Genomic DNA, 25,000 nt, shown 5'->3' on the forward strand with positions numbered 1-25,000 from the left:
CCCTTCATGAAAAGGCAGCCCGGAATCCATCGGGCTGCCAATCTGACCAGTTGGGGAGAACTGCACTATGTCAGGTCTGAAGATTAATAATATTTCCATGCGGTTTGACCTGCCGAATGGAACATCTGTCCAGGCACTGAAAGATGTGTCTCTTGAGCTCGGAACGGGCGAGCTCATGTCGGTTCTTGGTCCATCCGGCTGCGGAAAAACCACACTTCTAAACATTCTGGCAGGCTTTCTGTCACCGACCGAAGGCGAGGTCGAGCTAAACGGACATCTGGTCAAAGGGCCGGATGCCGAGCGTGGCATGGTTTTCCAGAAAGGCGCGCTTTTTGAGTGGATGAGCGTCCGGGAAAATGTCGATTTCGGCCCCCGTATGAAAGGTATGCCCAAGGCCCAGCGTGACGAAATCTCCGATCATCTTCTGGAAGTGGTCGGCCTTCAGGATTTCAAGGAAAAGGCAGTCTATGAACTGTCAGGCGGTATGCAGCAGCGCGTCGCCCTGGCCCGTTGTCTGGCCAATGAGCCCGATGTCATCCTGATGGATGAGCCACTGGGTGCTCTTGATGCCCTGACACGTGAGAAGATGCAGGGTCTGGTGCTCAAGCTGTGGAAAGAAACCGGCAAGACGGTCATCCTGATCACACACTCCGTGGAGGAAGCTCTGCTTCTGGGAGAACGGCTGCTGGTCATGGCACCGCGACCGGGCCGCATTCATAAGGAATATCGCCTTCCCTTTGCCGAGCGCGGCGTCAATGCCGATTTGCGCGACGTGAAGAAGTCTGAAGGATTTGCAGAAACACGCGATGAGATCCTGTCCATGATCTGGGAAATGGAAGAGGAAATCATGGGACGCGTCGAGGGGGCCGCATGATTGTTCTGTTATTCTACTGCGCCCTTTTTATTGGCGCCTTTGCCATCGTTCATCTGATCCGGTCACGACTGCAATCCCATACCGGCTTCACAGATCTGAAGACCGTCACTTTTGGTGATGAAAGTGCTGTTTCTCCTGATCGGGCTGCATCCATTATTTCAATTTTGGTCATTTTCCTGATCTGGGGTGCGTTTACAGGCTCCAAGCTGGTGCCCATCCACATGCCTGGCCCGTTTGAAGGCTCGACCACCTTCACCTATACCGCCAAGAAAGCGGACGGGGGTACGGACGAGGCTACAGTTACCGTGCTCGTCCATGGCGTTGACAGCAAGGCAAAAGCCCCGGATGTGGACGCCGGTGACGGCTTTGCCAAGAATGACAGCGCCAAGGTGGCAGTCTGGCGCAGTGTTCTGATCAAGGCGGTTCGCAATGACGAGAACTACAGGGAAGATGACGTCAAGGTAACCGCCATTGATGGCCAGACCATTGCGCCCGGCCAGTCAGTCAGCGTTGCTGACGGCACCGTATCCATGACGCGGAAAGGGTCTCTGAACTTCGCACCCGACAAAGGCTGGCAGATGGAAGATATCTGGCTGCCTGCACCTGAAAATGTGGTGACCCGGTTCTTCGAGATCGCCAGTACGGGTTATCAGAACTTTACCCTCTGGGAACATCTGGGCTGGTCTCTCATCCGTGTCATCGTCGGCTTTGTGGCTGGTGCTGTTGTTGGCATTCCACTTGGATATGCCATGGGGCTGTCCGGCTGGTTCCGTGGGTGGTTTGATCCGATTGTGGAATTCATGCGCCCGGTACCACCATTGGCTCTCATTCCGCTGGTAATCATCTGGTTCGGCATCTGGGAAACAGGCAAGATCGTTCTCCTGTTCCTTGCAGCCTTGTGGATCATGACCATTGCGGCCCGCGCCGGTGTGTCAGGTGTCAACATTTCGAAGATCCACGCCGCCTATTCACTCGGCGCTTCCAAGTGGCAGATCATGCGCCATGTGATTGTGCCGAACTCCCTGCCGGAAATCTTCACCGGCGCACGGGTTGCCATGGGCGTCTGCTGGGGAACGGTCGTGGCCGCGGAACTCGTGGCCGCCCAGAAGGGAGCCGGAATGATGATCATCGCTGCTTCCAAGTTCCAGCTGACCGACATCGTCATCATGGGTATCGTACTGATCGGCGTCATCGGCTACGGCATCGATATTCTGATGCGGATGGCAGAAAACTGGCTGGTACCCTGGAAAGGTCAATCCTGATTGCGAGACATCATCAGCACAAGACAGAAAGGCCGGACACGCTCCGGCCTTTTCTATTCGCCGCATAAGAGCGGATAATATCATGGCGCGCGCAAGGGCATCCGCTTGCCGAGCCTGGCCAGTTCCATCAGAGACCTCAATAAAGCAAATATCGTGAGGGAAGAGATGGTGCCCCTGGCCCGACTCGAACGGGCACTCCGGTTAAGGAAACGGATTTTGAATCCGTCGCGTCTACCAGTTCCGCCACAGGGGCACGGAAGAAAGTGGGGCGATCATAGCGATGGCGGCGCTCCGGTCAACCAGTTTGAAAGGTCTGTTGAGAAAAACTGCATTTGCCCTCATAAGAGGATTTCAGATCAGCAACAGGACATCAAACATGCTCAGGCGACTCTATGACTGGACCATGGCTCTCGCGTCTGGAAAGCAGGCCCCCTGGGCACTTGGCGGGGTCTCTTTTGCGGAGAGTTCCGTCTTCCCGATTCCGCCCGACATCCTTCTGATTCCCATGGTTCTGGCAGAAAGGCGAAAGGCCGTTCAGTTTGCCGCACTCTGCACAATTACATCAGTTCTTGGCGGGATATTCGGCTATATCATCGGTGCCTTTCTCTATGAACAGGTTGCGGCTCCGATCCTCGGTTTTTACGGCTATCAGGACAAGTTCGCAGACTTCGCAGACTGGTTTGCAGAATGGGGCCCATGGATTGTTTTCACCGCTGGCATTACGCCCTTTCCCTATAAGGTGATCACCATTGCAAGCGGTGCCGTCGGGCTGGCCATGCCGGTGTTCATTCTGGCCAGTGTCTTGTCGCGCGGCATACGATTTTTCGCGGTCGCAGGCCTGCTTTATGTGTTCGGCCCGCCGATAAAGGATTTCATCGAAAAACGGCTTGGCCTCGTTTTTACCATTTTCGTAATTTGTCTTGTCGGCGGTTTCCTGGCGATCAAGCTGCTCTGACACCAAGGAACGGAATCCCCGGGGGATAGAAGATGATGAGATCACCATCACTGATGGATCACAAATGGCTGGGCCTCATATTCCTGCTGGGTGGCAGTGCCTCTATTGCCTCCGCCTGGGGCTTTGAACTGATAGGCGGTTACATCCCCTGCAAACTGTGCCTTGAGCAGCGTGAATCCTACTATCTCGCCCTGCCCATCGTTCTGATAGCCATGCTTGGTTTGTTCAAGCAGTGGCCGCAAGCCTGTCTGCGCCTGCTGTTTGGCATTGCGGGTCTTGCCATGCTGTTCGGCGCGCTGACCGGTGCCTACCAGGCAGGTGCTGAATGGGGATTCTGGCTTGGACCGAACGACTGCGGGGCTGGAACATCAGAAACCCTCGATGTGACCCAGCTCTTCAGTCAGCTGCAGACCTCGAAACTGGTTTCCTGCACGGAAGCAAGCTGGCGCATGTTCGGCCTGTCATTTGCCGGCTGGAACGCGGTGATTTCAGGTGGACTTGCCTTGCTTGCCCTCTTTGCGGCCCTGCGTCCGGTCAAGTCATAACACTCCAGAGTTCTAGTTCCAGAGCAGGTTGCGCTAAACCGGGGTCACGCGACACGCTTTATGGGTCTGAACTCTAAGGCTGCAGTTCCACATCCCAGTAGAGATAATCCAGCCAGCTGTCATGGAGATAGTTGGGGGGGAAAGAACGGCCATTTCTATGCAGATCATGAACCGTCGGCATGTAAGGCCATTGCCGCGGCACCATGCCAATCACATGCGGATCCTTGTTGCCCTTGCGCAGATTGCACGGCGAGCAGGCCGCAACAACATTGTCCCAGGTGGTCTGCCCGCCCTTGGAGCGCGGAATGACATGATCAAAGGTCAAATCATGTGGTGAACCGCAATACTGGCACTCAAACCGATCGCGCAGAAAAACATTGAAGCGTGTAAAGGCCGGGTGCAGCGATGGTTTCACATAGGATTTCAGGCAAACGACGCTTGGCAGCTTCATCTCGAAAGACGGGCTGTGTGCCACAACATCATATTCAGAGAGAATGGAGACCCGGTCCAGAAAGACGGCCTTGATGGCATCCTGCCACGACCATAAAGACAGAGGGTAATAACTCAACGGACGGAAGTCTGCGTTCAGCACAAGAGCCGGATGGGCATCAAGCGAGACGTGTACAGTCAATTCACGCTCCTTTACGCTTTGATTCGGAGGAATCCCGGAAAGCGCCCTTATATTTTACAAGGAACGTGACAGATCTGTGAAGTCTTTTTAAAGCTTTAGCGGTTTTTGCAGCCTCCTCTCACGGCTCAATATTGCCGTGGTAACCTCCTGTTAACGAAGTGTATTCTGATTTTTATCAGCAGTCTTTACCTCATCTTTCTGAGAAAGAGACGCTTTGTCGCGGCCGTCCAGAAGTGACATGCTCCGTTCCATGGCACCACCGATACCGGGGGCCGTATCACGGAAGAAATCAAGCCCCACACCGCGGTCAACAGCCGCAAGGCCAAACATATAGGTACTGAGGTCGATACCCTGCAGATTGACCACACGCTTGGACGGGTCAAGCGCTCCACAACGCCACAATACTTTCAGCCCCCGATGGTCATAAAGGCACTCATCGCGCCGATACATCTCCATCAGTTCAGAGACAATCTGTGACCCTTCCGGACGGTTTGGCACATATCGCTGCTCAATCGGAAGGAACCCACCCATAATGGATGGTGAAAATGTGTGGTTGGGATTATCGCCAAGACTGTTCGCGGCATAGCGCTCACCCGTGGGCTCGCCCGTCTCGTGATTCCACATCAGTTCGGCACCGGCACCCAGACCCCACCAGCGATCCGCATATTTGCCGCCACCGCGCCAGCGGAACCAGTCACGATCAGCCTCCATGGCTTCGGCAAGTTCCTTACCATAGGTCGGATTGGTAAGCAGATCACGACACATGTAGTAACCAAACTGCAGCGTGAAGTGAGAAACGAAGTTATTCCCGCCTGTGGCCAGAACCGTTTTACCGCTGAAGAACAGCTGCGGCAGATTCCGGACATCCGTCAGATACTTGTCCCAGAATCTGTGCGCCACATCAGGAGCGCGGCTCATTCCCTCAACGGACCGCCCGATACAGGGCAACAGCACATATTCATCGTAAAGGAGAGACCAGAACCGGTCTTCCAGCTTCTCATTCCGTCCATAGAAGACCTGATTGATGCTGGGGCGGAATGTCTCGCGAATGGCTGTGTTCCAGCGGACGGAAAAAACCAGTTTCCAGGCAAGGTCGACCACTTCCGGCATATCGGTCTGACCGGTATCCATTGCTTTTCCGGCAAAATGATTGCCGACCATGGCCGCACCGGCTGCCAGCAATGCCGTATCAATGGTGGAATAGGTATACTTGCTGACGAATTCAGCAGCCCCCGTATCCCCGTTGATAAAATGATGATACCAGCCGCTCTTTGAACGCTCTGTATAAAACCCGGCTGTGGGATCATCATTGAGAAGATTGCGCAGGGTAAATGCAGCCTTCTTCTCCGCGTCCGCAACCGTCCCGAGCTTATCGCCAATAGCCAGTGAAATCAGGCCGATACCTGTCGCAGCAATAGAGGATATCCGCCGCTCCTGATGCTCTGCATCAATGCGCAGAAGATCAAGATACTGCCCGGTTTCCGGAACCCTGAAATGCTCATCATAGAGCTTCAGCGTTGTTTCCAGCTGCTCTCGGACAAACCGTCGCTGATCCTCTGTGAGGTGAACCCCTTCCGGGATCCTGTCAAGTGATCTTGATATATCACCGGCTTCTTCCTCGGCCCAAACCGGTGAAGACAGAACAATACTGACTATTAAAAGTCCTGACCGGACCAACCGCGCCAACGGCATGAACTCAACCTTCTCCCAGGAACGTCCCACAGATGGGGTATCAACACCGTGATTTCAATTGAACAAAGCTCAAAACATCTGACAGAGCGGTGACATTATCACCATTCAGCCCGCAAGAACCCGACGCAGGAACCGCTCTCCCAGGGCGATACCATCATCATCAATATCATGCCCTGTCCCGCGCGCGATATGCCATTCACATTGAAGGCCTGCCGCCTGCAATGCATTGGATGTCTCAAACATGGCACCAAGAGGCACCACATCATCCTGGTCGCCATGCACAAGGGAAACCGGAATAGCGGTGTCAACGGCCTCAGGCAGCTTGCCCGCTCCGGCCAGGCGGCCTGAATACCCCAGAATTCCAGCCGGAGAGGCTGCCCGTCTCAAACCGTTATGCAGCGCCATCATGGTGCCCTGGCTGAAACCCACAAGCGCCATATTGGCATCCTCGACACCCTGCCGCTTCAAAAGGTCATCAAGATAGGAATCAAGACGATCCTGGGCATGGCAAACCCCGGCCCAAAGCTGCTCGGGACTGCGGTCGTGAAGCGGGAACCACTGATAGCCATAAGGGCCATCCTCGCAGGCTTCGGGCGCATTGGGCGCGACAAACATGGTATCGGGAAACTTCATGCACCAGTCCCGACCCAGAGAGATCAGGTCGTTACCATCCGCACCATATCCATGCAGCAGAACCACAAGAGACGCGGGCTCCCCACCGGAAACCGGCTCCAGTATCAATTCGTCAAGTTCAGACATTCATTCTCCAGCGTCCGCCTGACCCCAGGCCGCAGACTTACGTCAGTCTAGAGGGGAATCACATCCCGCCCCTGTTTGAGTGTTTGATAATAGGCCCAGAACAGCCGGGCGGCTACCGATCGATGCGGCGACCATCGCATGGCGATTTCTCTGAGCTCCCTGTCTGTTGGACGCTCTGGCAGCTGAAGAGCTGCCTCAACAGCAATACGCAGGGCCAGATCGCCTGCGGGAAAGATATCCGGATGCCCCTCACAGAACATCAGATAAACCTCCCCGGTCCAGGGACCTATGCCCTTGATACGCGTCAGCGCGGCCAAGGCCTCTTCTGCAGAAAACAGAGACAGCGTTTCCAGATTGAGGGTACCCTCATCAATTGCTGCTGCAAGCGCACGGATTGAACGGATTTTCGGCCCCGACAAGCCGCAAAGCCGATAGGTTTCATCGGTTGCCGCAGCCAGCTCTGAAGCAGACACAACCGGGAAATGCTCATAAAACCGCTTTGTCAGAGCTGACGCACTGGCTTTTGACACCATCTGGGCAATGATAATCTCGACAAGCCCCGAAAGACCGGGCTTTCGCAATCTCAGCGGAACCTCAGATACAGCATCCGCAACAGGCCCGAGTGCAGGATCCTGCGCCAGCAGAATTGCAAGGCCAGCCGCCACATCTGCCTCTGTTCTGATTGCATCCTGAGTTGCCAACGGAGTATCGTCCCTTTCGAAATCCAACAGGACAGTGACAAGAGTGCCGTGACAAGACAACCCGTTTTCCGTTTTGCCCCCAGCCCAAACGGCCTGCTGCATCTTGGACATGCCCTGTCAGCACTGATCAACTTCCATGCAGCCAAGCTGCTCGGCGGCCGTTTTCTGCTCCGCATTGAAGACATTGACGTGACCAGATCGCGGCCTGAATTCGAGGAAGCCATCTACGAGGATCTTCACTGGCTGGGCCTCGATTGGGAAACACCGGTCAGGCGGCAATCCGAGCACAGAACGACTTATGCTGCAGCCCTCGAAACGCTGAAACAGACAGTCCGACTCTACCCCGCTTTCCTCAGTCGCAAGGAAATCCGCGCGGCAATCGAGGGTCAGAACACCGAACAACCCTGGCCCAATGACCCGGACGGCGCGCCGCACTATCCGCCCATGGACCGCCTGAGATCGCAGGACGATATCAAGACCCGCCTGTCTGCTGGCGAAGCCTTCGCGCTGCGGCTCGATATGCAGGCCGCTCTTGCTTCATGCCCCTCTTCTCTTAACTGGAGGGAGCTTTCTGACACAGGGCAAGAGCAGTTCATCACCGCCAGTCCGGCAGATTGGGGAGACGTGCTTCTGGCTCGCAAGGATTTCCCTGCCAGCTATCACCTCAGTGTTGTTGTGGACGATGCCGAACAGGGCGTGACACATGTGGTCCGGGGGCATGACCTCTATCATGCCACCTCTGTTCATCGCCTGCTGCAGACAGTGCTCGGGTACGAACCACCTGTCTATCATCATCATCGTCTGGTTCTGGATGGAGATGGTCGCAAGCTCTCCAAATCTCTGGCCAGCACAAGCCTGGACAGTCTACGCAGAGATGGAAAAACACCTGACGACATCAGAAAGATGGTCGGGTTTTCAGAACCGGACCTCAGAGCATTTCAACAATATTGAACCAGAGCCCCATGCTGACCGCAGCAAGGCCGGTTGTCAGTGTCACCGCATTTGACGACAGAGCATGACCGGTCCGGAAATGGCTGGCCATCAGATAAGCATTCACGCCCGTGGGTGCAGCTGCCATCAGAACAATCACCTTGACCCAGAGCAGCGGCAGGTCAGACATCATGGTTGCGGTGAACAGAACCAGTGCGGGCATCAGCAGAAGTTTGATCGGCATCAGAGAGAGAGCCTGCGGCAGATTTTCAGATATTCCATAGGACTGGAGAACCAGACCGATCGCAAAAAGCGCCAGAGGCACAGCCGTCACACCTATGCGATCGAGAACACTCCCCATAAGATCCGGCATCGGCAATCCGAGAACAGCCCAGAAACCGCCAGCCATCAGACCAATGATAATTGGGTTGGTCAGCACGGATTTCAAAACCCTGAGAACAGTCTCTGTTGGTGCCCGAACCAGATCCCGCTCCCCGTCCGCCAAAGCCGCCCGTTCCATCAGAATGGCACTGACCAGCATCATCAGGGGCAGATGAACCGAAATCAGCAGCAGAGCAGGTACAGCCCCTTCATCCCCGTAGGCTGAGAGCACAAAGGGCATACCAATGAGAACCGGGTTGCCATAGCCGGAACAAATGCCTCCGATCACGGCCGCCCGTGCATTCCTGCCAAACAGACGTCCGATGACAAACTGCCCGACAATCCACGCAACAAGAACCGCAGAAAAATAGACAGCCCAGAGCGACCAGGGCCTGACAATGGAGAAATCAGCAACGGCCAGTTTGTGAAACAGAAAGAGCGGCATCGCGATCTTGAAAACGAAATCACTGAGCGCCTCTCCCGCATGATCAGGCAGGATTGAGAACAAGCCAATCAGGTATCCCAGTGCGATTAGGCCAAAAATCGGCAGAATCAATGAGAGAGTATCAACCATTTCCGGACTTTCCGCCTCATTACAGCTCTGTCTTAGTAAGCCGTTAAACCAAGCCTGTCATTGCTGAACTGAACAAATGCGTTGCGCGTGAAAGCAGGACAATGGAAACAGATCGCAATCCCGATGCCGACAAAGGCAGGCAGATCCTGCTGGCTTATGCCCGCTATGGCGCTGAAGCCCTTGCTGGCTCCTTGCCTGTCACACGACGCAAGCGGCTTGAGAAAGCTATGTCGTCAACACTTGCCCTGCTTGAAACGGAACTGATGCGCGATGCGGCACAATCCGTGGTCATGACAACCATCACACGACCACAGGATCTGATGACCGATATCGCAGCACTGGTGGAAACCCGGTCAGTGCAGACCGGTCATTCCACGGCCTGGCAGGTCGATAATGCCCTGCCATCAAAGCTGGCCGCTCCCACATCCTCACTTATACTGGCAACGCTGACCATTTCTGAATATGCCCTGTCACTCTGCGACAGCGGTGTTCTCATGCTGGACCTGTCCGGGTTTCAGCCACACAAAACCGCATCCCTTACCCTGACCATAACCTTGTCGGCCAGCGCAGATCTTTCAAAGTCAGATCAGGCTGTGTTGAACGGCATTCAGGCGGGCCTTGGCCAGGCAGGCGGCTCTCTTCTGGAACGTCGTATTTCAGACCAGGACCGCTGCTGGACCATTACGGTCCCGGCGCGACGGACAGAGACCAGAGGGCAAAAGCGGGGCGGCTCGATCCAGTCCCGATTTGATCTCACCGAGACCGGCTCCTGCCTTGTCATCTCACAGCAACCACTCAGTACAACGCTCTCTGCTCTTCTGCGTGGCTGCGGACTTGATTGTCTGGACTACCAGCCGGATATGCCGATCGTCAGCCCTGGCGAGATCAGCGCAATCATCATTGATCGGGATATGACAGACGATCTTCCAAACGACTGGCAGGCCCTGTTGAGAGCAACGGCCCGTACCCAGCCGGTTATCGCTCTGACCAGCAACCCGTCGGACGTGCGTGATCTTGGGTTCGAGCCCTCATCCGTCGCACCAAAACCGGCCTCCGTCTCCGAAATTATTGCGCTTCTGGACGCCGAAATCATGGCGCGGTCCGCAAGTCAGCACTCATCCGACCGTTAAACGGGGATACCGGTTTGATCAGGCAGCCCGATCAAACCGTCCATCAACGATCCGCACCACATCGGCCATGATGTCGTTGAGCTGGAAGTCTTTCGGCGTGTAAACGGCTGCAACACCCATAGCCAAAAGAGATTGTGCATCCTCCTGCGGAATAATCCCACCGACAAAGACCGGAATATCATCCTGTCCGTTGGCCCTCATCCGTTCCAGCACATCCCGCACGAGAGCCAGGTGGGACCCTGACAGAATGGAAAGCCCAACCGCGTGCACACCTTCTTCCAACGCCGCATTGGCGATTTCCGCGGGTGTCAGGCGGATGCCTTCATAAACAACTTCCATCCCCGCATCTCGCGCCCGGACGGCTATCTGCTCGGCACCATTTGAATGGCCATCAAGCCCCGGCTTGCCAACGAGAAACTTGAGCCGGCGACCAAGTTTATCTGAAACCGCATCCACGGAGCCACGGAGGTCATCCAGATCGCCGACATCCTGCTTAACCGCCCGCCCGACACCGGTGGGTGCCCGGTATTCTCCGAAAACATCCCTGAGGACAGCGCCCCATTCACCGGTGGTTACCCCGGCTTTGGCACAAGCAACGGATGGTTCCATGATATTGCGACCTTCCTGGGCAGCCTGTCGCAGATCTGCAAGCGATGCTTCCGCAGCCTGTCCGTCACGGTCAGACCGCCATTGCTGAAGACGTTCAATCGCGTCCTGTTCGACACCCTCGGGCACCACCATGATCGCGTCGCCATCACCGGATGAAAGCGGTGAATCTTCCGTGGTCTGATAGGCATTGACGCCAACGACCATCTGGTTTCCGGCCTCAATCTGCTCAAGCCGTCGCGTATTGGATTCAACCAGAGCCCGTTTCATATAGCTGGTCTCGACTGCAGCAACAGCCCCGCCCATATCATCAATCCGGCGCAACTCCGCACGGGCTTCGTCCTTCAGGGCTTCAACCTTGGCATCAACCTCGCGGGAGCCATCAAAAATATCTGCAAACTCAAGAAGATCTGTTTCATAAGCCAGAATCTGCTGCATCCGCAAAGACCATTGCTGATCCCATGGACGCGGCAAGCCAAGCGCCTCATTCCAGGCCGGAAGCTGAACCGCACGGGCACGTGCTTTTTTCGACAGCACCACAGCCAGCGTCTCTATCAGAATACGATAGACATTGTTTTCCGGCTGCTGCTCCGTCAGCCCCAGAGAGTTCACCTGCACCCCATAGCGGAACCGGCGCAGCTTTGGATCCTCAACGCCATAGCGGGTCTCACAGATCTCGTCCCACAGATCGACGAAGGCGCGCATCTTGCACATCTCGGTAACAAACCGCATGCCCGCATTGACAAAGAAGGAAATCCGGCTGACCGCCTTGGGAAAATCCTCTTCGGGAATAGCGCCCGAAGCCTTGACCGTATCAAGCACCGCCTGCGCTGTGGCAAGAGCATAAGCCAGTTCCTGTACCGGCGTCGCCCCCGCTTCCTGCAGATGATAGGAGCAGACATTCATCGGGTTCCATTTCGGCATATTGCTGTAGGTCCAGGCAATGATGTCCGTGGTCAGTTTCATCGATGGCTGCGGAGGAAATACATAGGTGCCGCGCGAAAGGTATTCCTTGATCAGATCATTCTGCGTCGTGCCGGTGAGCTTTGTCCTGTCAGCACCCTGAGCATCAGCCGCAGCCGCATAGAGCGCCAGAAGCCATGCGGCGGACGCATTGATCGTCATCGACGTATTCATCTGGTCGAGCGGAATATCCTGAAACAGGGTCTGCATGTCACCGAGATGAGCGATGGATACACCAACCTTGCCGACCTCGCCCCGCGACAGAGCATGATCCGGATCATACCCGGTCTGGGTTGGGAGATCGAAAGCAACTGACAATCCCGTCTGTCCCTTGGACAGGTTCTTTCGATAAAGCGCATTGGATTCCGCTGCGGTGGAGTGTCCCGCATAGGTCCGGAAAATCCAGGGCCTGTCACGATTGGGGCCGTCTGTCATGGTTTCTCTCCCAGCTCACATAGCACTTCGCACGCAAGCCAAAACCCGCGCGACCATTGACCCTATCAGTGCCCATCCTCTCAATCAGTCGAAATTCGTAATCTGTATAATAGCACTCCGGCAGATCTCGGCTGATAATCATTCCCAGACACAGATCGACTTTGACCTAAAAATGCTGCATCGCAGTATTTCTGACGAACCGGAGCTGCCATATGTCTGCCGCAAGCGCTGCCGAAATCGCCGAAGCCGCCCCTCAGGACGGTGAGAAAAAAGATCTCTACGAACTGGGAGAAATCCCGCCCCTCGGCCATGTGCCGAAAAACATGTATGCCTGGGCGATCCGCCGGGAGCGTGAGGGCGAACCTGAACAGGCCATGCAGGTAGAGGTTCTGCCCACATGGGAGCTGGACAGCAACGAAGTCCTCGTTCTGGTGATGGCTGCAGGCGTCAACTATAACGGTGTCTGGGCCTCTCTCGGCACCCCGATCTCCGTTTTCGATGTTCACGACAAGCCGTTTCACATTGCCGGTTCTGATGCGTCCGGCATCATCTGGGCTGTCGGGTCAAAGGTTACCCGCTGGAAAGTCGGCGATGAGGTGGTCATCCATTGTAACCAGGACGATGGCGACGACGAAGACTGTAACGGCGGTGACCCGATGTTCTCAAACTCCCAGCGCATCTGGGGTTACGAGACACCGGACGGGTCTTTCGCTCAATATGCCCGTGTTCAGGCTCAGCAGCTGATGCCGCGCCCGCGTCACCTGACATGGGAAGAATCAGCCTGTTACACCCTGACGCTCGCAACTGCATACCGCATGCTGTTCGGCCATCAGCCACATGACCTGAAGCCGGGCCAGAATGTTCTGGTCTGGGGTGCATCCGGCGGCCTTGGCGTCTTTGCCATTCAGCTTGTCGCAGCAGCCGGTGCAAACGCCATTGGCGTTATCTCGGATGAAGACAAACGCGATTACGTCATGAGCCTCGGTGCCAAGGGCGTCATCAACCGCAAGGACTTCAACTGCTGGGGCCAGCTCCCGACCGTCAACTCACCGGAATACAAGGAATGGTTCTCCGAAGTTCGCAAATTCGGCAAGGCCATCTGGGATATCACCGGCAAGGGCAACAATGTGGACATGGTGTTTGAGCACCCGGGCGAGGCAACAATGCCTGTGTCAACATTTGTTGTGAAACGCGGCGGTATGGTTGTCATCTGCGCCGGGACAACAGGCTACAATCTGACCATGGATGCCCGTTATCTCTGGATGCACCAGAAGCGGGTTCAGGGCTCTCATTTTGCTCACCTGAAACAGGCGTCCTCCGCCAACAAGTTTGTCATCGAGCGTCGCGTCGACCCCTGCATGTCAGAGGTCTTCCCCTGGTCGCAGATCCCGAAGTCTCACACGATGATGATGAACAACCAGCATGCTCCGGGCAATATGGCTGTTCTGGTCAATGCCACCAAGGCCGGGTTGCGCACCCTGGAAGACGTCATTGAGGCAGGTCCACTCAAGGCCAGCTAGAATTCCGATCCTGGAATTCAGATAAAAGAGTTCAGATAAAACTCGTGCAAAGGCCGACCCGCTCCGGGTTGGCCTTTGTCATGTCTGACACGCAACCCCGGAACAACGCCCGCCCGAGATGGCGCGTAATTGCGCAAATGTGAAGAGACGATATCCCCCTTTCCAAACTATCCTTGCACGGGGTTCAGGCTATAATTTGAGGGATTTCCAATGACCGGTCGTTTTCTTGCTCCCGTTTCACTCAGTACCGCCGCCGTTCTTGCGGCCCTGTTTATCGCTGGCCCGGTCATCAGCCAGGAAACAGCACCGGAAACACCCAAAATCACAGAACCAGAGGGATTGCCCGATGATGCGGCCGGGTCCGAGGCTCCCAAAGGCGCACCTGAAGCCCGGAAAGAACCCCAAAAGGCACCTCAGCAGCTGGCCGAAGGTGTAATGACCGAAAAACTCATGGGCTCCATCATCAAGAAGCTTGATGAGAAGGCCGAACGCGTCGGCCCATCCTGGCAGTTCCGTGTTGAAGATGTTCCACTGGTGATTATCGCCGATCCGAGAAACAACCGCATGCGGATCATGACACCGGTCGCCAACGCCTCCGAGCTGTCAGCAGAGGATATGACACGCGTTCTGCAGGCTAACTTCGATACTGCCCTTGATGCTCGCTATGCCATAGCCCGTGGCGTGCTTTGGGCCACGTTCCTCCATCCGTTCAAGGCCCTGCACCAGCGGCAGTTCATTGAGGGGATCGGTCAGACCGTCAACATTGCCAAGACCTATGGCACCACCTACTCATCCGGCCTGCTCTCTTATGGCGGGGGTGACAGCCGCGCCATCATTCAGCGCGATCTGATCGACAAGCTGCTGAAAAAAGGACAGGAAATCTGACGGGCAATCACACCCTCCCGTTCATCAGGCCGATCAGCGCAAACCATCACAAGTTTCCATTGGACGCTGGTTGCAAGACCGGATAAGTCCGGTTCATGACCGATCAAAAGTCCATATCAGCCTCATCGCTCGGCTTTCCGGCGCTCTTTGTCTTCCTCTGGTCGACCGGTTTTCTCGGAGCGAAATATGGTGCGCCGGATTCGGAACCCATGTCGTTCCTTACAGTCCGGTTTGCCATTCTGGTTGTCTTGCTGATTGGTCTGTCATTGCTCGGTAAACCGAAATGGCCGGATCGGATAACAGCCGCCCACAGCCTCGTGGTCGGCGCCCTTATCCACGGCATCTATCTGGGCGGTGTTTTCTGGGCCATTGATCGGGGCATGCCTGCGAATATTTCCGTGATGATCATCGGCCTTCAGCCCATTCTCACGGCCCTGTTTGCCTGGAAGCTGCTGGGAGAAGAACCGACCCGCTGGCACTGGGGCGGGCTGGCCCTTGGTCTGTTCGGTCTTTCACTGATTGTCTCAGGCAAGAAAGCGGGGATAGACGGCGGCGTTCTCACCGTTGAAACCATCGGCGCATGCGTCATCGGCGTTTTCGCCATTGCGCTGGGCACGGTCTATCAGAAACGCTTTGCAACAGGCGTTGATCTCAGAACAGGCGGCATCTTCCAGTATCTTGGAGCCCTGATCATCACAGCCCCTTACGGACTGTTCGGCGAACAGCTTGATATCACCTGGACGGCAGAGTTCATTTTCGCACTGGCCTGGCTGATTATCGTTCTGTCTATTGGTGCCATCTTCCTTCTGATGCGCCTTATCCAGACAGGCGCTGTCTCGAATATTGCGGCCCTGTTCTATCTGGTGCCCGTATCAACCGCTCTTCTGAGCTGGTTGATGTTCGATGAAGAACTGACTCTCATTCAGATGGTCGGAATGCTCCTGATATCGGCTGCTGTGGCCCTCGCGACCCGCAAACACGCCTGAACCGGACATAACACGGTACTCAGGCCTCTTTCTCGGTCAAAAGACGGATTGAGAACCACACCCCTTTTCCTCAATGATGCACCGCAAGTTTACTTGCTCGCGAACTGTAGCCCGAGGGAAAGCACAATGTCTGCCGCTGCCGAAAACCTATCCGCTCCCGCTCTTGCGGACCTGCTGGCTGAAACCGTTCAGGCGCTTGACGTGCTGCTCGGCACGGCAACCCAGCGCGTTCGCGCCAATGTTCTGGTTGATGGCCGGATCTCCGGTGCCCGTGTGGAGGAAGAGCAGAAGGCCACACACGGTCTTGCCTGGTTTGCCACCTATGTGGAAGCCATCCGGCAGCTTCAGGACTATACAACCCGGCTCTCCAGCGAAGACCGCTTCAGTGAATTCGAGGACTGCCTCGTCAAGATTGGCGCAGCAGAATACCTGCAGCAGATCTTCGGCGGCATCCCGATGAACCAGGGGGAATTTGTCCGCCCGGCAGACCTTGCTCTTGATGATACGGATCTTGCAGCAGCCCGGATTTCAGCCGTTAAAACCCTGATCGATGCAGGCTCGACACCTCAGATACGCGCCAGAACCGTTGAGCTGATTGCTGCAGCCGAAGGACAGGGCAGTTTTGGCGATGCAGGCCTTGATGAGACACTTGAAGCGTTCCGGGATGAGATGCGCCGCTTTGCAGACGCGGAAGTCACGCCTCATGCCCATGAATGGCATCTGAAAAACGACTACATCCCCATGGATGTGATCACCAAGATGGCTGAGCTTGGCGTTTTCGGCCTGACCATCCCTGAGGAACTCGGCGGCCTGGGCCTGGGCAAGGAATCCATGTGCGTGGTCTCCGAAGAGCTCTCCCGTGCCTATATCGGTGTCGGCTCTCTTGGAACACGGTCAGAAATTGCCGCAGAGCTGATCCTCTGTGGCGGAACCGAGGACCAGAAAGCCAAATGGCTTCCGATGCTGGCGTCTGGCGAAATCCTGCCAACCGCCGTGTTCACCGAGCCGAATACAGGTTCTGACCTGGCATCTCTGAAAACCCGGGCCAGCAAAGATGGCAACGTTTACAAGGTCAAGGGTAACAAGACCTGGATTACCCACCCCGTAAGGGCCGACCTGATGACGCTTCTGGTCCGCACCAACCCCGATGAGCCGGGCTATCGGGGCCTGTCCATGCTACTGGCCGAAAAGCCACGAGGCAGCGATGACAACCCGTTCCCTGCTGATGGCATGTCCGGCGGAGAGATCGAAGTGCTCGGCTATCGGGGCATGAAAGAATTCGAAATCGGTTTCGACGATTTTGAAGTGAAGGCCGATAACCTGCTTGGCGGCGTCGAAGGACAGGGCTTCAAGCAGCTCATGCAAACCTTTGAATCAGCCCGTATCCAGACCGCCGCCCGCGCCGTCGGTGTTGCACAGTCGGCTCTGGACCTGGGATTACGCTACGCCCAGGAACGCGTACAGTTCAAGAAACCCCTGATCAGTTTCCCACGCGTCTCTGACAAGCTGGCGATGATGGCAGCCGAAATCCTGATCACAAGGCAGCTCACATATTTCTCGGCCCGCCAGAAGGATCAGGACAAGCGCTGTGATGTTGAAGCAGGTATGGCCAAACTGCTGGCAGCCCGTGTAGCCTGGGCCGCCGCCGACAACGCCCTTCAGATCCACGGTGGCAACGGTTTCGCGATGGAATACCCGGTCAGCCGCGTTCTCTGCGACGCCCGTATTCTCAACATCTTTGAAGGCGCAGGAGAAATTCAGGCTCAGGTGATCGCCCGCCGCCTTCTGGATGAAAGCAACTGACATATCCGACAACAGAAATTCACAGGCCGGGCTTTTCAGTCCGGCTTTTTCTTTGGGCACGCTTCAGAAAACAATGTTCACTTGATCCAGATCAGGGAGACCACTCACATGAAGCATAGGATGAGATTCTAAGTGTTAGTCTCTATAGAAAGAGGTGTGAGATGAAATCCATTACGATCAAGCAGGATGCCTGGATTTTGGTTTGCGACGGTGAAAAGGCGCTCTTCTTGAAGAATGCAGGCGATGAGGTTTTTCCGAACTTTATCGTGCAACGCGTGATGGAACATGACGGGTCCGACGCCCCGTCTGACGGACATGAAACCGGCAAGGCTGAACTCTCCAACTGGTATCATATTGAAAAGCACCGGTTTGCAGTCGAGCTGTCCGACTTTCTTTATAAGGCTGCGCACAAGAACCGCTTCAAACACCTGGTACTCGTGGCTCCGCCGCGCGTTCTCGGTGACCTGAGAAAAGAGCTCCATAAGGAAGTCAGCGCCCGTCTTATCGGTGAGCTGTCAAAAGACCTGACCCACCACACGGTGGCGGATATTGAAGCCATTGTCTGTGGCAAGGAACTGGAAGCCGCATCCGCGTAAATGCAAGAGTCAACAAAAGAACGCGCCATGTCTGCCCGACCCTTATGGTCGGAACATTATCGGCAGATCCGATAGTGTCAGCACATGGCGCGTTTTCTGTTTCTGTCGCCCATAACCAATCTTACTGGCCGGACAGGATATAGCGACGGTTCAACTGCTGTACGGGCCGGAAGTTATCCGCATATCGCTCAGCCAGACCGGCTATCTGCTCTTTCGACAGGGTCATCGGCTCCTTGATCACATGCCAGGTCACAATCTCCGAACAGGGTGGCGTCGTCAGAGAACCCTGATATCGGAAAAATGTCCTGTTGCCTGGCAGCAGATCCGTTGCAGCGATCGGGTAAGAGATCTTTTTGCTCTGCCCCCGGTCAGGGAACTCGTTCCACAACATCTTGATCAGACCATTGGAGGGCCCTTCCTCAATCAGCAGGCCGACAACAAGAAGACCACCGGCTTCAGACTGATGCACGAAATGCAATTCGGCATCATATTGCCTGCCATCCAGCGTATGCTCGCTGCCATGGTGGAAGTGAAACTGCAGGAGGCGATATTTCTCATCCCCAAGCGTTGCATAACCGGCGCTCTTGCTGGCGTTCACCTTAATGGAATGGCCCGTGTCCTCAAGGGTTGGATGGAAGGGTTTCCAGCGAATTGAAAGCGATAGAGGTTCAGCCGTCACCGCTGTATTAGTCTCCAAGGCGACCGGAGACTGTTCCACACCGCCACAAGCCGCATAGTCAGGTGCCAGAACAGGCCATTGTGCTGGCCCTGCTGCCCCGGAATAAGACCAGCCCTCAGCAAAAACAGCAGCACCTGAAACACTCAGAAGCAGGGCAGCAGCAGTCAGACGAGTTGTCAGGCGAGTTGTCAGAAAACGAGAAACCATAATAATACTCCTTACGACCTCAAATAACTTTAAGAACGCATCGAGGTGACATCATAAAGCCACCTGATCCCTTCATTGCAAAATGACAGGCTCGCATAATGCCCCGCAGGCCTGTATCAGGTTATGATAGGGTCTCAACCTCTCAAACCTGTAACCAATCAGAGTTTCGATACTGGGCATTTTCATGGCAAAGACAATTTTGATTACCGGATGTTCAACCGGCATCGGTCGCTTCTGCGCACTTGAACTGAAAAAAGCAGGCTGGCGGGTCTTCGCCACAGCACGCACAGAAGCGGACCTGGCCAGCCTTGAAGCAGAAGGGCTTGAAAGCCTTTATCTGGACTACACGGATCAGGCCTCTATCGATGCCTGCGCCGATCATGTTCTGGCAGCCACCGATGGTAACATTGATGCTCTCTTCAACAATGGTGCCTATGGCCAGCCAGGGGCGGTTGAAGATCTGGAGACTGATATTCTTCGTGCTCAGTTTGAGGCCAACTTCTTTGGCTGGCACCATCTGACGTGCCGTCTGATCCCAGCCATGCGCAAGAAGGGGAGTGGCCGTATCATTCAGAACTCATCCGTCCTGGGTCTGGTCGCCCTGAAGTATCGCGGGGCCTATAACGCGACGAAGTTCGCACTCGAAGGCCTGTCTGACACCATGCGCCTTGAGCTGCGGGGAAGCGGGGTTCATCTCTCCCTGATCGAGCCGGGCCCCATCACAAGTGCTTTCGTAGAGAATGCTCTCAGGAAGTTTCAGGACAATATCGACATCGAAAACTCAGCGCATCATGCAATTTACAAGTCCCGCATGAGCAACATGAACCGCGGCGGCACCACACGCTTTAAATTGGGCCCGGAGGCCGTCCACAAAAAGCTGCTCCACGCTCTGGAGAGCCCAAGACCCAAACCGCACTATTACGTTACCTTTCCGACCTATTTTATGGCCGCGATGAGGCGTCTGCTCCCGGCACGGGCTTTCGACAATCTGTGTGATCGTGTATCAGATTGAACCAGATCGGCACTTTGTGCATAAAATCAGACAAGATCCGGTGACAGACCTTGCCCGGGACAGGACATGACTATGGCAGATATTCTGAATTCCCTGATACCATTCGCACTCGGAGCCGTGACGCTGGTGCTGCTGGCAGGGCTCTGGACCATGATGCGCGGCGGCAACGCCAATCTGTCTCAGAAACTAATGCGCTGGCGCGTGCTGCTCCAGTTCTTCGCCATCATCATCGTCATGGCAGCACTTTACGCAAAGGCTTGATCAGGCTTCCAATAGCGGGCTCGCACGCCTGTTTTCCTCCATCAGTTCAAAGAACCGGGAACCGGCCAGCAGGGATTTCTCATGGTAAAACTCAACAAGATCTACACGCGGACCGGTGACGATGGCACCACGGCACTGGGAGCCGGAGGCCGACGCACCAAATACGATGTGCGCGTGGATGCCTATGGTATCGTCGACGAGGCCAACGCCGCTGTCGGCCTGGCCCGCCTTCATACTGGCGACGCATTCCCTGAAATCGACGATATGCTGAAACGCATTCAGAATGATCTGTTTGACCTTGGCGCTGACCTCGCAACACCGGATACCGGTCAGGATCTTGGTTACGAACCTTTGCGGATTGTTGACGCTCAGGTCGAGCGGGTCGAGCAGGAAATCGACACCTTGAATGCCGATCTGGAACCGCTCCGGTCTTTTGTCCTCCCCGGCGGCCATCCGGCTGCAGCCTATCTTCATCTGGCTCGCACCATGATCCGGCGGGCAGAGCGACGTATGGTCGAACTCCGTCATCAGGATGGCGAGGAGGTCAGTGATGCAGCCTGCAAATATGCCAACCGCGTCTCGGATTTCCTGTTTGTCGCCAGCCGCTGGGTCAACAACAAGGGAACAGATGACGTACTCTGGGTCCCGGGGCAAAATCGCTGACAGGCATCACGGGATTGTGAGCACAATGTCGGTTGCTCTCATTCTTTGAAACCATGATGTGTTAGGCCGTAGACCTCGTTCGACGACAACAGTTTAGGAACATGCCAGTGGCGCAACCGCAAGCGAAAGAAAAACCCGGCAAGTTTGTTGATCCATTCATCACTGCCAAGGGTGAACAGCGCGCAAGCGTTCGTCTGAAGACTCTGGAAACCTTGTGGTTCAACACCGGCAGCCTGTGCAACATCACATGCGTCAATTGCTTCATGGAATCGAGCCCGAAAAACGATCGGCTTGTTTACCTGACCACTGACGAAGTGAAAACCTATCTGGATGAGATCGAACGGGATGAACTGCCCGTCCGCGAGCTTGGGTTTACCGGCGGCGAGCCTTTCATGAACAGGGACATGATCCCTATCCTGGAACTGGGTCTGTCCCGCGGCTTTGACGTCCTTGTGCTGACCAATGCCATGAAGCCGATGCATCTGAAACAGGACAAGCTGCTCGCACTGAAGAATGCCTATCCGGACAAGCTTTCCATCCGTGTATCCATGGATCACTATGATCCGGCCAATCATGAAAAGATGCGCGGCCCGAAATCCTGGCAGCCGATGATGGACGGGTTCAAATGGCTGTCCGACAATCAGTTCAAACTGGCTGTCGCCGGGCGTACCTGCTGGAACGAGACTGACGCCGATGCAAGACGCGGCTATAAAGCGCTCTTCGAACAGGAAGGCATCACACTTGATTGCGATGATCCCTGGCAGCTTGTTCTCTTCCCGGAAATGGACGAGACGGCTGATGTCCCGGAGATTACGACCGATTGCTGGGGTATTCTGAATGTATCTCCCGAGGCAATGATGTGCGCATCATCGCGCATGGTGGTCAAACGGCGCGGTGCTAACGCACCGACTGTTTTGCCCTGTACACTTCTGCCTTATGATCAGTCCTTTGATATGGGCCAGACCCTTGCTGAAGGATCGGAGCCGGTTCAGCTCAACCATCCACACTGCGCCCGTTTCTGCGTTCTTGGCGGCGGATCCTGTTCCGGATAAGCCCCCGCACCAATACGCACGGCAATAAGTGCGACTTATTGCACTGCACAAGCCAATTGACGAATAGAGAACAGCCCGATACGGTTCGGAAACAAAATCGGGGATAAGTCCATGTTTTATCCCTATGAAGAACTGTCCCGTACCGTACTGCCCGACTTGCTGGCAGGGAGGAACTCGGGATAACGTCGATACTGGTTTAGATCGGGGATCCCGAAAATGACATTGCCACTTAAAAAGGTCGGTGTGATCGGCGCAGGCCAGATGGGAAATGGCATTTCCCATGTTTGTTCTCTCGCAGGCTACAATGTTGTGGTCCATGATGCTGTTGAAGAACGCCTTGAAGCTGCCCTCGCAACGGTTACCGGCAATATGAACCGTCAGGTCGGCTCAGGTAAAATCACTGAAGCCGACAGGGATGCAGCCCTTGGTCGGATCGAAACCAGCGCAAAGATGGACGATCTGTCCGACTGTGATCTGGTTGTTGAATCCGCAACCGAAGATGAAGCCGTCAAGCGCAAGATCTTCTCAGCTCTGTGCCCTGTTCTGAAACCGGAAGCCATTATCGGGACCAACACGTCCTCGATTTCCATCACGCGACTGGCCTCGTCCACGGACCGGCCGGAACAGTTCATCGGCATTCACTTCATGAACCCTGTGCCGGTGATGGAACTGGTGGAACTCGTCCGCGGTATTGCCACCGAAGACAACACCTATGAACTGTCCAAGGCTTTTGCCGAATCTCTGGAAAAGAAGGTGGCTGTTGCCGAGGATTTCCCGGCTTTCATGGTCAACCGCATCCTGCTGCCAATGATCAACGAGGCTATCTACACACTGTATGAGGGTGTAGGCACCGTTGAAGCGATTGATACGGCCATGAAGCTCGGCGCCCATCATCCAATGGGTCCGTTGCAGCTGGCCGATTTCATTGGTCTTGATACCTGCCTGTCCATCATGCAGGTACTCTACGACGGTCTTGCAGATACCAAGTACCGCCCTTGCCCGCTTCTGGTGAAATATGTGGAAGCAGGTTGGCTTGGCAGAAAAACCAATCGCGGTTTCTATGACTATCGTGGTGAGATTCCCGTTCCGACCCGATGATATCCCAGCGGGACATCCGAGCCGGGGCTACCCCGGCTCCCTTTAACCTGATCGAATTCTGCCTGAGGAAGGGCCTGTCTGAAACTCCAGACAAACCGGCGCTGATTGTAACATCCGGCCCGGACAGCTTTTCACCGGAACTCTATACTTACAAAGCCCTGTCAGAACGTATTCTCGCAGCGCATCAGGTGCTCGCGGGCCACCTTGAGCGTGGCGACAGGGTTCTGGTGGATCTGGGCAATTGCAGCCTGTTCCCGATTGTTTTCTTCGGGGCCATCTCAGCCGGTCTCGTACCGGTTCCCCTGTCTGACCAGCTGAGCCCGCGCGAACGCGCCTTTATCCGGCAGAACAGCGGTGCAAGCCTGGGGGTCTGTCATGATCCAACCACCTATCATGACCTTGACCTCCCCTGCCTGACCCCCTCAGATTTCGAGACACATCATACTCCCGCCTCAGCACACACAGAGATGGGAGAAGATGACCCGGCATTTCTCATCTACACATCCGGAACCAGCGGTCATCCGAAGGGCGTGCTTCACGCACATCGAACCATTTTCGGCAGACGTCCGATGGCGGAGCATTGGTTCGGTCTCTCTCCGGACGACCAGCTCCTGCATGCTGGCGCTTTCAACTGGACCTATACCCTCGGCGTCGGGCTTATGGACCCCTGGGCCGGGGGTGCCACAAGCGTTGTGTTTACCGGAGAAAAGACACCTGAAATCTGGCCGCACCTGATCGAACATCACAAGATCAGCCTGTTTGCCGCTGTCCCTAGCCTCTATCGGCGTATTCTGAAGTACAACGCTCTCAGCCCTGACAGCATGCCCAGCCTCCGACATGCCCTTTGTGCCGGGGAATCCCTGGGCGCAAAACTTTATGAATCCTGGACCCGAACCACAGGTCGGGAAATCTATGAAGCGCTCGGTATGTCTGAATGCTCTACCTATATCTCTGCATCACCTCGCATGCCGGTCCGCCCCGGCAGCTCAGGTCATATCCAACCAGGACGCAAGGTCACAATTCTGGACGAAGACAATCCCGGAGCTGAAGCCAGAGCAGGAGACACCGGTCTTATCGCCATCCATAGATCCGAAGCTGGTCTGATGCTCGGTTACTGGGACGCGGATCAGAACGGTCCAAAGCCACTGGATGACTGGTTCCTGACCGGAGACCGCGCCTCAATGGATGAAGACGGTTATGTCTGGCATGCCGGCCGCGCTGATGACGTGATGAATGCATCAGGATATCGGGTTGCTGCCGAAGAGGTTGAACAGGCTCTTTCGGGTCATCCTGTCATTGAGGAAATTGCCGTAACCACCACAATCACGGAAAATGACGTGGAGTTGATTACCGCCTTTGTCATTGTGAAGAGGGATCAATGCTTCAACGAGCAGGCTCTCAACGCCTATGCTGCCGAACGTCTCGCAGACTACAAGCGCCCAAGGCTTTGGATTATCAGAGATAATTTTCCCAGAACAGCATCCGGCAAACTGATGCGGAAGCGTTTAAGACAGGAAAACAGCGGATAATTGCGGTTTTCCCTTTGTTAAAAACTCCAGCGCAGTTTGGAATGGCGAACAGAAAGGGAAAGTTATGAGTATCGGTTCTATCGAAGCAGGCGCTGCCGCAGCAGCCCAGATCCAGGCACAGTCCCGTCTTGCCGTTGAAACCAATAATGTCAGACAGGCAGGTCAGCAGGAACAGCAGGCCGAAGCGCAGCTTGCAGAAGCCTCCGGAGCAGGCCAGTCATCATCCCCCACCGCTCCGGGTGTCGGAAATGTGGTCGACATCTCCGCATAG

At 55.4% G+C, this 25,000-nt stretch carries 25 protein-coding genes and 1 tRNA gene; 18 read left to right on the forward strand and 8 right to left on the reverse strand.

The annotated features are described in order from the left end of the window. Window positions 1-67 precede the first annotated feature (67 nt). Both RA157_RS05500 and RA157_RS05505 read left to right on the forward strand, forming a co-directional pair. The gene (locus RA157_RS05500; RefSeq protein WP_350335465.1) at window positions 68-874 is read left to right on the forward strand and encodes a taurine ABC transporter ATP-binding protein; all 807 of its coding nucleotides are present in this window, start codon (window positions 68-70) and stop codon (window positions 872-874) included. Next, on the forward strand, window positions 871-2,136 hold the full coding sequence (locus RA157_RS05505; protein WP_350335466.1) for an ABC transporter permease: 1,266 nt from the start codon (window positions 871-873) through the stop codon (window positions 2,134-2,136). Before RA157_RS05500 ends, RA157_RS05505 begins: the two co-directional genes overlap by 4 nt. A 166-nt stretch (window positions 2,137-2,302) precedes the next feature. Here RA157_RS05505 and RA157_RS05510 read toward each other — a convergent pair. Continuing rightward, a tRNA-Leu gene (locus RA157_RS05510) sits at window positions 2,303-2,389 on the reverse strand. Between the two features lie 123 nt (window positions 2,390-2,512). On the opposite strand from RA157_RS05510, the gene RA157_RS05515 reads away from it, so the two are divergent. Next, complete coding sequence (locus RA157_RS05515; protein WP_350335467.1) at window positions 2,513-3,091, forward strand: YqaA family protein; 579 nt, start codon at window positions 2,513-2,515, stop codon at window positions 3,089-3,091. A gap of 32 nt (window positions 3,092-3,123) precedes the next feature. Beyond that, window positions 3,124-3,636, forward strand: a complete 513-nt coding sequence (locus RA157_RS05520; RefSeq protein WP_350335468.1) for a disulfide bond formation protein B — start codon at window positions 3,124-3,126, stop codon at window positions 3,634-3,636. Between the two features lie 73 nt (window positions 3,637-3,709). Here RA157_RS05520 and RA157_RS05525 read toward each other — a convergent pair whose 3' ends face one another. The 4 genes from RA157_RS05525 to RA157_RS05540 form a co-directional block, all read right to left on the reverse strand. After that, entirely contained in the window at window positions 3,710-4,267 is a 558-nt protein-coding gene (locus RA157_RS05525; protein ID WP_350335469.1) for an HNH endonuclease, read from the reverse strand. 150 nt (window positions 4,268-4,417) lie between these two features. After that, a complete protein-coding gene (locus RA157_RS05530; protein ID WP_350335470.1) occupies window positions 4,418-5,989 on the reverse strand; it encodes a hypothetical protein in 1,572 nt (523 codons plus the stop codon). Window positions 5,990-6,064: 75 nt separating this feature from the next. Further along, a complete protein-coding gene (locus RA157_RS05535) occupies window positions 6,065-6,718 on the reverse strand; it encodes an alpha/beta hydrolase (protein ID WP_350335471.1) in 654 nt (217 codons plus the stop codon). Between the two features lie 47 nt (window positions 6,719-6,765). Further along, the gene (locus RA157_RS05540) at window positions 6,766-7,419 is read right to left on the reverse strand and encodes a DNA-3-methyladenine glycosylase family protein (protein WP_350335472.1); all 654 of its coding nucleotides are present in this window, start codon (window positions 7,417-7,419) and stop codon (window positions 6,766-6,768) included. Between the two features lie 48 nt (window positions 7,420-7,467). On the opposite strand from RA157_RS05540, the gene gluQRS reads away from it, so the two are divergent. Beyond that, a complete protein-coding gene (gene gluQRS / locus RA157_RS05545; protein WP_350335473.1) occupies window positions 7,468-8,370 on the forward strand; it encodes a tRNA glutamyl-Q(34) synthetase GluQRS in 903 nt (300 codons plus the stop codon). Here the strand turns inward: gluQRS and RA157_RS05550 are convergent. Continuing rightward, the gene (locus RA157_RS05550; protein WP_350335474.1) at window positions 8,348-9,304 is read right to left on the reverse strand and encodes an AEC family transporter; all 957 of its coding nucleotides are present in this window, start codon (window positions 9,302-9,304) and stop codon (window positions 8,348-8,350) included. The two genes, gluQRS and RA157_RS05550, sit on opposite strands and share 23 nt — an antisense overlap. Before the next feature lie 101 nt (window positions 9,305-9,405). Here RA157_RS05550 and RA157_RS05555 point away from each other — a divergent pair, with 101 nt between their 5' ends. Beyond that, on the forward strand, window positions 9,406-10,434 hold the full coding sequence (locus RA157_RS05555; RefSeq protein WP_350335475.1) for a hypothetical protein: 1,029 nt from the start codon (window positions 9,406-9,408) through the stop codon (window positions 10,432-10,434). An 18-nt stretch (window positions 10,435-10,452) separates the two neighbouring features. Here RA157_RS05555 and RA157_RS05560 read toward each other — a convergent pair whose 3' ends face one another. Continuing rightward, entirely contained in the window at window positions 10,453-12,438 is a 1,986-nt protein-coding gene (locus RA157_RS05560; RefSeq protein ID WP_350335476.1) for a methylmalonyl-CoA mutase family protein, read from the reverse strand. A 212-nt stretch (window positions 12,439-12,650) separates the two neighbouring features. Here RA157_RS05560 and ccrA point away from each other — a divergent pair, with 212 nt between their 5' ends. The 5 genes from ccrA (at window position 12,651) to RA157_RS05585 (ending at window position 18,228) form a co-directional block, all read left to right on the forward strand. After that, a complete protein-coding gene (gene ccrA / locus RA157_RS05565; protein WP_350335477.1) occupies window positions 12,651-13,958 on the forward strand; it encodes a crotonyl-CoA carboxylase/reductase in 1,308 nt (435 codons plus the stop codon). A gap of 210 nt (window positions 13,959-14,168) precedes the next feature. Next, on the forward strand, window positions 14,169-14,843 hold the full coding sequence (locus RA157_RS05570) for a hypothetical protein (RefSeq protein ID WP_350335478.1): 675 nt from the start codon (window positions 14,169-14,171) through the stop codon (window positions 14,841-14,843). 95 nt (window positions 14,844-14,938) lie between these two features. Continuing rightward, window positions 14,939-15,829, forward strand: coding sequence for a DMT family transporter (locus RA157_RS05575; RefSeq protein WP_350335479.1), 891 nt, complete (start codon window positions 14,939-14,941; stop codon window positions 15,827-15,829). A 126-nt stretch (window positions 15,830-15,955) separates the two neighbouring features. Continuing rightward, the gene (locus RA157_RS05580; RefSeq protein WP_350335480.1) at window positions 15,956-17,632 is read left to right on the forward strand and encodes an acyl-CoA dehydrogenase family protein; all 1,677 of its coding nucleotides are present in this window, start codon (window positions 15,956-15,958) and stop codon (window positions 17,630-17,632) included. Between the two features lie 161 nt (window positions 17,633-17,793). Further along, the gene (locus tag RA157_RS05585; protein ID WP_350335481.1) at window positions 17,794-18,228 is read left to right on the forward strand and encodes a host attachment family protein; all 435 of its coding nucleotides are present in this window, start codon (window positions 17,794-17,796) and stop codon (window positions 18,226-18,228) included. 121 nt (window positions 18,229-18,349) lie between these two features. Here RA157_RS05585 and RA157_RS05590 read toward each other — a convergent pair whose 3' ends face one another. Further along, window positions 18,350-19,114, reverse strand: a complete 765-nt coding sequence (locus RA157_RS05590) for a carbonic anhydrase (protein ID WP_350335482.1) — start codon at window positions 19,112-19,114, stop codon at window positions 18,350-18,352. 184 nt (window positions 19,115-19,298) lie between these two features. Here RA157_RS05590 and RA157_RS05595 point away from each other — a divergent pair, with 184 nt between their 5' ends. The 7 genes from RA157_RS05595 (at window position 19,299) to RA157_RS05625 (ending at window position 25,000) form a co-directional block, all read left to right on the forward strand. Then, window positions 19,299-20,126, forward strand: a complete 828-nt coding sequence (locus RA157_RS05595; protein WP_350335483.1) for an SDR family oxidoreductase — start codon at window positions 19,299-19,301, stop codon at window positions 20,124-20,126. 72 nt (window positions 20,127-20,198) lie between these two features. Further along, window positions 20,199-20,387, forward strand: a complete 189-nt coding sequence (locus tag RA157_RS05600; RefSeq protein ID WP_350335484.1) for a twin transmembrane helix small protein — start codon at window positions 20,199-20,201, stop codon at window positions 20,385-20,387. An 81-nt stretch (window positions 20,388-20,468) separates the two neighbouring features. Beyond that, a complete protein-coding gene (locus tag RA157_RS05605; RefSeq protein ID WP_350335485.1) occupies window positions 20,469-21,050 on the forward strand; it encodes a cob(I)yrinic acid a,c-diamide adenosyltransferase in 582 nt (193 codons plus the stop codon). Between the two features lie 107 nt (window positions 21,051-21,157). After that, window positions 21,158-22,102, forward strand: coding sequence for a radical SAM protein (locus RA157_RS05610; RefSeq protein ID WP_350335486.1), 945 nt, complete (start codon window positions 21,158-21,160; stop codon window positions 22,100-22,102). Between the two features lie 222 nt (window positions 22,103-22,324). Beyond that, on the forward strand, window positions 22,325-23,200 hold the full coding sequence (locus RA157_RS05615; protein ID WP_350336159.1) for a 3-hydroxybutyryl-CoA dehydrogenase: 876 nt from the start codon (window positions 22,325-22,327) through the stop codon (window positions 23,198-23,200). Beyond that, entirely contained in the window at window positions 23,197-24,729 is a 1,533-nt protein-coding gene (locus tag RA157_RS05620; RefSeq protein ID WP_350335487.1) for a class I adenylate-forming enzyme family protein, read from the forward strand. The genes RA157_RS05615 and RA157_RS05620 overlap by 4 nt, the downstream gene beginning before the upstream one ends. 64 nt (window positions 24,730-24,793) lie before the next feature. Beyond that, on the forward strand, window positions 24,794-25,000 hold the full coding sequence (locus tag RA157_RS05625) for a hypothetical protein (RefSeq protein ID WP_350335488.1): 207 nt from the start codon (window positions 24,794-24,796) through the stop codon (window positions 24,998-25,000).

It is taken from the genome of Coralliovum pocilloporae, from assembly GCF_030845175.1.
In the GTDB taxonomy this organism is placed as follows: domain Bacteria; phylum Pseudomonadota; class Alphaproteobacteria; order Rhizobiales; family Cohaesibacteraceae; genus Coralliovum; species Coralliovum pocilloporae.

Coding starts and splice junctions, on each gene's coding strand:
- RA157_RS05500 (WP_350335465.1), top strand. CDS start 68: ATGTCAGGTCTGAAGATTAATAATATTTCCATGCGGTTTGACCTGCCG.
- RA157_RS05505 (WP_350335466.1), top strand. CDS start 871: ATGATTGTTCTGTTATTCTACTGCGCCCTTTTTATTGGCGCCTTTGCC.
- RA157_RS05515 (WP_350335467.1), top strand. CDS start 2,513: ATGCTCAGGCGACTCTATGACTGGACCATGGCTCTCGCGTCTGGAAAG.
- RA157_RS05520 (WP_350335468.1), top strand. CDS start 3,124: ATGATGAGATCACCATCACTGATGGATCACAAATGGCTGGGCCTCATA.
- RA157_RS05535 (WP_350335471.1), bottom strand. CDS start 6,718: ATGTCTGAACTTGACGAATTGATACTGGAGCCGGTTTCCGGTGGGGAG.
- RA157_RS05550 (WP_350335474.1), bottom strand. CDS start 9,304: ATGGTTGATACTCTCTCATTGATTCTGCCGATTTTTGGCCTAATCGCA.
- RA157_RS05555 (WP_350335475.1), top strand. CDS start 9,406: ATGGAAACAGATCGCAATCCCGATGCCGACAAAGGCAGGCAGATCCTG.
- RA157_RS05560 (WP_350335476.1), bottom strand. CDS start 12,438: ATGACAGACGGCCCCAATCGTGACAGGCCCTGGATTTTCCGGACCTAT.
- ccrA (WP_350335477.1), top strand. CDS start 12,651: ATGTCTGCCGCAAGCGCTGCCGAAATCGCCGAAGCCGCCCCTCAGGAC.
- RA157_RS05570 (WP_350335478.1), top strand. CDS start 14,169: ATGACCGGTCGTTTTCTTGCTCCCGTTTCACTCAGTACCGCCGCCGTT.
- RA157_RS05575 (WP_350335479.1), top strand. CDS start 14,939: ATGACCGATCAAAAGTCCATATCAGCCTCATCGCTCGGCTTTCCGGCG.
- RA157_RS05580 (WP_350335480.1), top strand. CDS start 15,956: ATGTCTGCCGCTGCCGAAAACCTATCCGCTCCCGCTCTTGCGGACCTG.
- RA157_RS05585 (WP_350335481.1), top strand. CDS start 17,794: ATGAAATCCATTACGATCAAGCAGGATGCCTGGATTTTGGTTTGCGAC.
- RA157_RS05590 (WP_350335482.1), bottom strand. CDS start 19,114: ATGGTTTCTCGTTTTCTGACAACTCGCCTGACAACTCGTCTGACTGCT.
- RA157_RS05595 (WP_350335483.1), top strand. CDS start 19,299: ATGGCAAAGACAATTTTGATTACCGGATGTTCAACCGGCATCGGTCGC.
- RA157_RS05600 (WP_350335484.1), top strand. CDS start 20,199: ATGGCAGATATTCTGAATTCCCTGATACCATTCGCACTCGGAGCCGTG.
- RA157_RS05605 (WP_350335485.1), top strand. CDS start 20,469: ATGGTAAAACTCAACAAGATCTACACGCGGACCGGTGACGATGGCACC.
- RA157_RS05620 (WP_350335487.1), top strand. CDS start 23,197: ATGATATCCCAGCGGGACATCCGAGCCGGGGCTACCCCGGCTCCCTTT.
- RA157_RS05625 (WP_350335488.1), top strand. CDS start 24,794: ATGAGTATCGGTTCTATCGAAGCAGGCGCTGCCGCAGCAGCCCAGATC.